This is a genomic window from Nostoc sp. NOS(2021) (assembly GCF_017115025.1).
GTDB lineage: Bacteria > Cyanobacteriota > Cyanobacteriia > Cyanobacteriales > Nostocaceae > Nostoc.
Map to the genome: position 1 here is coordinate 1 of NZ_JABXKM010000160.1, position 6,637 is coordinate 6,637.

At 41.9% G+C, this 6,637-nt stretch carries 4 protein-coding genes; all 4 read left to right on the forward strand.

Annotation, left to right across the window (positions count from 1 at the left end; translation table 11 throughout):
• Positions 1-853 precede the first annotated feature (853 nt).
• The 4 genes from HWQ41_RS19830 to HWQ41_RS19845 all read left to right on the forward strand — a co-directional run bounded on the left by HWQ41_RS19830 (position 854) and on the right by HWQ41_RS19845 (position 6,405).
• A complete protein-coding gene (locus tag HWQ41_RS19830; protein WP_292766418.1) occupies positions 854-2,992 on the forward strand; it encodes a patatin-like phospholipase family protein in 2,139 nt (712 codons plus the stop codon).
• A gap of 56 nt (positions 2,993-3,048) precedes the next feature.
• Positions 3,049-4,140, forward strand: a complete 1,092-nt coding sequence (leuB, locus tag HWQ41_RS19835; protein WP_292766421.1) for an isocitrate/isopropylmalate dehydrogenase family protein — start codon at positions 3,049-3,051, stop codon at positions 4,138-4,140.
• On the forward strand, positions 4,124-5,833 hold the full coding sequence (locus tag HWQ41_RS19840; RefSeq protein ID WP_292766424.1) for an aconitase/3-isopropylmalate dehydratase large subunit family protein: 1,710 nt from the start codon (positions 4,124-4,126) through the stop codon (positions 5,831-5,833). Before leuB ends, HWQ41_RS19840 begins: the two co-directional genes overlap by 17 nt.
• 179 nt (positions 5,834-6,012) lie before the next feature.
• Positions 6,013-6,405 (forward strand): hypothetical protein, encoded by a 393-nt coding sequence (locus HWQ41_RS19845; RefSeq protein ID WP_292766427.1) that lies wholly within the window; start codon positions 6,013-6,015, stop codon positions 6,403-6,405.
• The last annotated feature ends 232 nt before the right edge of the window (positions 6,406-6,637 follow it).

The window sequence follows — 6,637 nt, forward strand, 5'->3', positions numbered from 1 at the left end:
AACTTGACACCAATGGCAGGATGCCCACCCCACAAGATGGATAATTTATTTCTTGTCAGTCCCTTATCTGTAGGTATGGGTATTTTTCAATCCAACGCTTCGCCGCTGCGTTCTCACAAGGAAAGCTTATCATATCCATCTTGAGGTACAACGAATTCTGGTATTAAGGGGATTACTTTAGGATTATCAGGACAAACAGTTACAGGGGTCACTATCGATTCATCTGCTAGCGATCGCCCACGTTAAACAGATCGCCAATTGTGCGGCTCTCTAGATGCAAAGAAGTTACAGTTGGTAATTATTCTTTATTAACTGTTTTAAATATTTTAATTATCTGCTTAACTGTCTTAACTGTCTTAACTGTCCACTTAACTGTCTTAACTGTCCACTTAATTATTTACTTAACCGTCTTAACTGTCTTAATTTTTCACTTTTTGTGTCTTATCTGCTATTGCATTTTCTTGAGAAAGCTGAGATTATTTGAGAGACTGGGTTAAGTATGGTAGTTTTAAGAAAGCTATAATCAAAAAATTAATCTTGGGATCTAATAGATAAATTCTAATTTACTAGAAATTGCCTTTGATATCTACAATTAATTTGTTAACTAATGATAATTGTTGAAACAAAAATACGTTGAGCAGAGGTCGTCTAACATACTTCCCAACAAGCTATAGTTCCTAGTATTTAAAAATAACTAATCTATCTATAGGACTCGTATTTTATTTTTGAAATAACTCAGTACACATCTATTCCCTATTCCCTCCCTACGCAAGTAAGTTCAGGAATCAAATCGGATTCCTATATCTATTGCATTTATTAATTACGAATTATCTTATTTGGAGATTAAAATATCGTGACAAACCAGATATATAGCCAATCGGTTCTGACATTTGATGGTCAAGATGATTACATAGATTTTGGCAAAAATGATTTTGCTGGTGTTTTTGCTCAGGGAAGTTCAGCCTTTACGATTTCAGGATGGGTTAATCCTCATCAGCTAACAGATAAAGCCACTACTTATGGGACGCGCAATGTTTTTTTTGCCCGTTCTTCAGATCGATATAGTGATAATTTTGAGTTCGGCATCAGTGAATCAGGGAACCTAGATATATTCATTGATGAGAGTCTTGAAAAGAAAATTAAAACTTTTGGCAATGGAGAATTAACTGTCGGACAATGGCACTTCTTTGCAATTGTTTTTAATAAAGGTCAACTGAGCATATATCTTGATGAGCATGAATATTTTGGCTATTTTACAGGTAACTCTTTAAACAAAGCAACTAGTCCTGTGACTCTGGGCGCGACTTTACACAACAACATATATTTCACAGGTCAATTAGCTAACATTAGCGTCTGGAATTATCCCTGCCCCCCAGTGGAAATCCAGAGTCATCGCTATCAGCCTCTAGTTGGGAATGAACAAGGATTAGTCGCTTACTGGATATTAAACGAAGGACAAGGAACAACTGTAAAAGACCAGACTGAAAATGGCCATGATGGAAACTTGCGTGGCAATCCTAATTGGGATTTAGCACAACTTCCATTTGGAATTACACAATCATCAAAGGAGAGTGAGAGACAAGATCAGACAGCGAGTAGTTCCGAGGAGAGAAACCCGTCGGAAACTTTGGTACTGGAGGAAGAGAGCCAGTCCGGTGAAGTAACTGCTGTCAGTGAAGCCGAGTTGCAGCAAGTGTCCGTTGAGGTTCCCCCAATTGTAGAAACTGGCATCCCAACCCAGCCGACAACTGTGCTAGCGCCAGCGTTAGCGACGGAGGAGCGTCACCCAAAGGCAAAAAAAGGGACAAAAAGACAGAGCGAAAAATCTGCGAATATTCAAACTACCCAGCCAAAAGAGGATAAATCCGAAACAGTTCCAGTCGATATCCAACAGCAAATATTAACTCAGGAGCGATCGCCAAAAACTATGAATACGAAAGCCAATCCCAAATATAAAATACTTGCTATTGATGGCGGCGGTATTCGAGGCATTATCCCAGCACTGATATTAGCAGAAATTGAAAAGCGGACACAAAAGCAGATTTTTAGTTTGTTCGATTTAATTTCTGGCACTTCTAGCGGCGGAATTCTGGCACTCGGATTAACTAAACCCCGATTAGATTTAGAGGTCACTGAGAGCTTACCCGTCGCCCAATATAGTGCTGAGGATCTCCTGCAAATATATCTTGAGTATGGCGCTGAGATATTTTACGAGCCATTTTGGGAACAAGTACTCGGTCAGCTAGAGGATATATTCGTCCAACCAAAATATTCTTCTGAAGGTAGAGAGGAAATTATCAGGCAATATTTTGGTGATACTCCTCTAGAAAATAATCTCAAAGAAGTTTTCGTAACTAGCTACGATATCGAGCAGCGAATCCCGATATTCTTTACAAACAAACTGGAAAAACAACAGACAGAATCGAAAAAGTTTCGCAAGTTGTGCGGAGGTTTTACGCTTACAGATGCGGCACTAGCAACTAGTGCAACTCCGACTTATTTTGCTCCTTATCGCGTTGGGAGTTCCCATAATACCAACGGCTTCTATACTTTAGTCGATGGCGGAGTAGTCGCTAATAATCCAGCTAATTTGGCTATTTTAGAAGCGCAAATTAGTAGACAAGAAAACCAACAAGTCCTGAATACAGAGGATATCTTGGTAGTATCCTTGGGTACCGGTTCCCTGACGAGTGTCTACCCTTATGACGAAGTGAAAAAATGGGGTCTATTGCAATGGGCAAAACCGCTGTTAAATATTGTGCTTGACGGTGGGAGTGAAGTAGTAGCTGGAGAATTAGAACGGTTGTTTGAGGCTAATAATAAAGGTAATAAAACTTCTTATTATCGGTTTCAAACATTCTTAAAAAGTGAACTCGAAGCAATAGATAATGCCAAGCCAGAAAATCTGCGGCAGTTACAAACTTTAGGCAATACACTGATTAAAGAAAAAAGTAAAGAGATCGATGAGTTGTGTAGTATTTTATCAACCTAAAGTTGAGTATTTTTTAATTAGAATCAAGTGGAGCCAGTAATTTTAAATAGGTGGAAATGGGGTCTTTAAGTAAGCCATCTTATCGGATCGTCGCCATTCCTGGGGAAGGGATTGGGCCAGAAGTTGTGGAAGCTTCCTTAAAAATTCTGCAACACGTCGCTAAAATTGAAGGATTTACCTTGCAGGTAGACTATGGCTGGCTCGGCGCAACTGCCTTTGAGCAACTGGGTAGTTACTTCCCTGAAGGCACCGCCGAACTGTGTGATGGAGCCGATGGGATTGTATTTGGTGCGGTTACTCAAGGCGGACTGCTAGAACTCCGAAAGCATTTTGACTTTTTTTGCAATCTTCGCCCGATCCGTAGCGTTAAAAGCCTCGTGCATAAATCTAGCCTTCGACCAGAGAAAATTCAAGGACTCGATATTCTCATCGTCCGAGAACTGGTCAGTGGAATCTATTTTGGCCCATCTGGACGCTCCTCAGATGATCAAGGAGATTTCGGATACCATACGATGCGCTATTACGATGAAGAGATTCGTCGAATCGCTCGCAAAGCCTTAGAACAAGCCCAAGATCGCCGAGGATTACTCACCGTAGCCCACAAAGAAAACGCCTTGCCTCATTTGCCTTGGACTAGTCTAGTTCAAGCAGAAGCTACACAGTTTCCCGGCATTGTCGTCGAAGCCATGCTGGTAGATAACTTAGCTATGCAAATGGTTCTCAATCCGCAGCGGTTTGATGTAATTTTGGCGGGGAATCTGTTTGGAGATATTCTCAGCGATATTGGCGGTGCATTAGTTGGCTCAATTGGCTTATTAGGATCAGCGAGTCTTAACCCTAATGGATTTGGTTTGTACGAAGCGATTCACGGTACAGCCCCAGACATTGCAGGTTTAGGAATTGCTAATCCTCTTGGAACCCTTGGAGCCTGTATTTTAATGCTTCAGCAATGGGGGGAAGTGCAGGCTGCCCAACGGATTATTGCAGCGCAAGACCGAATTTTAGCTAAGGGATACCGAACAGCTGATTTGTTTAGCCAAGGAGAAGAAATTTTAGTCAATACTGCAACCTTAGTTGAGCTTTTGCTTGAAGAACTTTCATCTGTGCAAAATTCTGAATTAGGAGTGCTTCATGAGTCACGCAAATAACGTTTTGCACCTGGGAGATGATATCAATACTGATGATATTATTCCTGCCAATCGGGCGACAAATGATCACCCCGATCGCTTAAAACACTATGCTTTAGAACATGTTATTGGCGCAGGTGAACTGCTAAAATACAATGTGATTGAAGCAGGAGAAAATTTCGGCTGTGGTTCCAGTCGAGAAGTTGCCCCCATTGCCCTGCAAGCTGCTGGAATTGAAAAGATTCGGGCGCGATCGTTCGCTGAAATTTTTTATCGTAATAGCATCAATATTGGACTATCCCTAGAAATTCTGGGGGAAAAACAGGAGAATCCTGTAGTTGATGCGATCGCAGCAGCCGGTGGGCTAATGTCTTTTAATCAGCTGCGTCGTCAGGGTCAGATTACCATTCCTCGCAGCCTGACACCAACCCGCTCCATGACTTTAGTAGAAAAACTCTTGGCTAAAGCCTCTGGAAATTCTTACGTCCAACCGGGAGAGGTGGTTTTTGCCCAGGTCGATTTAGCCTTATCACATGATGCTGTGGCGGGGCCTGTGGCCAAAACATTTTATCAAGAGTATGGAGCAGGAGCAAAGTTATGGGATTCTCAAAAGGTGGTTTTGGTAGCCGATCACTTTATCCAAGTCAACGACATCCGTGCTGATGACAAAGCATATCTGATGTATGAACAGATGGTTGAGTTTGCTAAAGTCCAGGGATGCCACTTATTTGATATGGTTTCCCCAGGTGAAGCTGCGGGTATCTGCCACGTTTTACTCCCAGAAAAAGGGTTTGTCCGACCAGGAATGGTAATTGCCGGTACAGATTCCCATACCTGCACCTACGGAGCATTGGGAGCCTTTTCTACAGGCGTAGGAACGACGGATATGGCTAATATTTATGCCACAGGAGATATGTGGATTCGTGTTCCTCCAACCCTAGTATTCGAGTTGTCTGGAATCTTACCTCCCTACATCAGTGCCAAGGATATTATCCTGTTTATCCTGGGACAAATCGGCTGTGCTGGCGCTACCAGTAAGGTGATGGAGTTTAGAGGGTCAATCCTCGCACAACTGCCCTTTGATGAACGGTTGACTCTAGCGAATATGGCTGTGGAGTGTGGTGCAATATGTGGTTTGATTGTTCCTGATGAGGTGACACGTGAATATGTAAAAAACCGAGCTTCAGAAAAATTTGAAGAGATTATCGGCGATGCTGATGCTGAATACGAAAGGGTTTATCAATTTGATCTCAGTGATTTAGAAGCGCAAGTCGCACGTCCCCCGAAACCAGATCAAGTAGTTGCCATTAGTCAGTTAGAAGACATTCCGATTACCAAAGCCTTTATTGGCTCTTGTACCGGGGGCAAACTTTATGATTTAGCTCAGGCAGCCGAAGTTTTGAATGGTCGCCAACTGGCAGACGGTGTAAACTTGTTTATTGTACCTGCAACCATTGAAATCCGAGAACAAGCCCAAGAGTTAGGCTATCTCGACATTTTTGAACAAGCAGGGGCACAGATTCTCAAGACAGGTTGTGGGGCTTGTATCAATTCTGGACTTGGGGTTTTGGCAAAAGAAGAAATAGGGATTTATGCAACCAATCGTAATTTTAAAGGACGCAGTGGCGATCCAACGGGCAAAAATTATTTAGCCTCACCCAGAACGGTGGCTATCTCTGCTGTAAATGGAAAAATTAGCGATCGCTTCGATTAAAGACTGAACTATCAGATCAGGGTAAATAGAGAAAAACTCCCAAAATATTAACCCAATCTGAGCGCTAATGACTATTATTTAGTTTAGTCTGGTTTTGAGATAGGTTTCTTGATTTACAAAGACTCCACTCTCATACCTTTAGTAATGTTTTAACCAAGAAAGGATTTTAGGTAATTCCAATGGACGAAATCGTTAAAAAACTTGCTGGTCTGGGTCTTCCCGGCGTATTTCTCGTGATTCTAACAGTCACAACAGGGGGTAGTTCTGCCGCTATTGCAGCTGCCATCACAGCGTTGGGAGGGCCGTTTGGCATTGTCGGAGGTATAGCACTGCTTGGTCTAATAACGGTTGTAGGGGATACTGTCGCGGGATATGGAATTGAAGCTGTTCTCAAGGCCATTTATACAGAACGTAGTAAAACGGAATCTGTGAGATTCCTCCTGAAAGAAATTAAAGATTTACCCATTTCAGAGGAGCTAAAACTCAAATTGAAAAATCAACTGAGTCCAGAAATAGATATTGATACTGAAGAGGTTCAGCCCCCAAAAACAATTGAAATTGTCGAGGAATAATTTCACTATTACATTCATTGAGATTCTAGGCAAAAGGATACTAAATTAAGCCCTAGTGCTTAATTGCTGTCAAGAGACAAAATGGCCTCTGAGTCCGATTGCACCGGATTAAATCCTCAAAGGCCATCATTCAAAATCATGCATATCGCAGGGAATAGGGAATAGGGAACAGGGAACAGGGAACAGGCTTGAAAGTCTCTTGGTGTCAGTGTTTTATGATTAGCTTATGTCC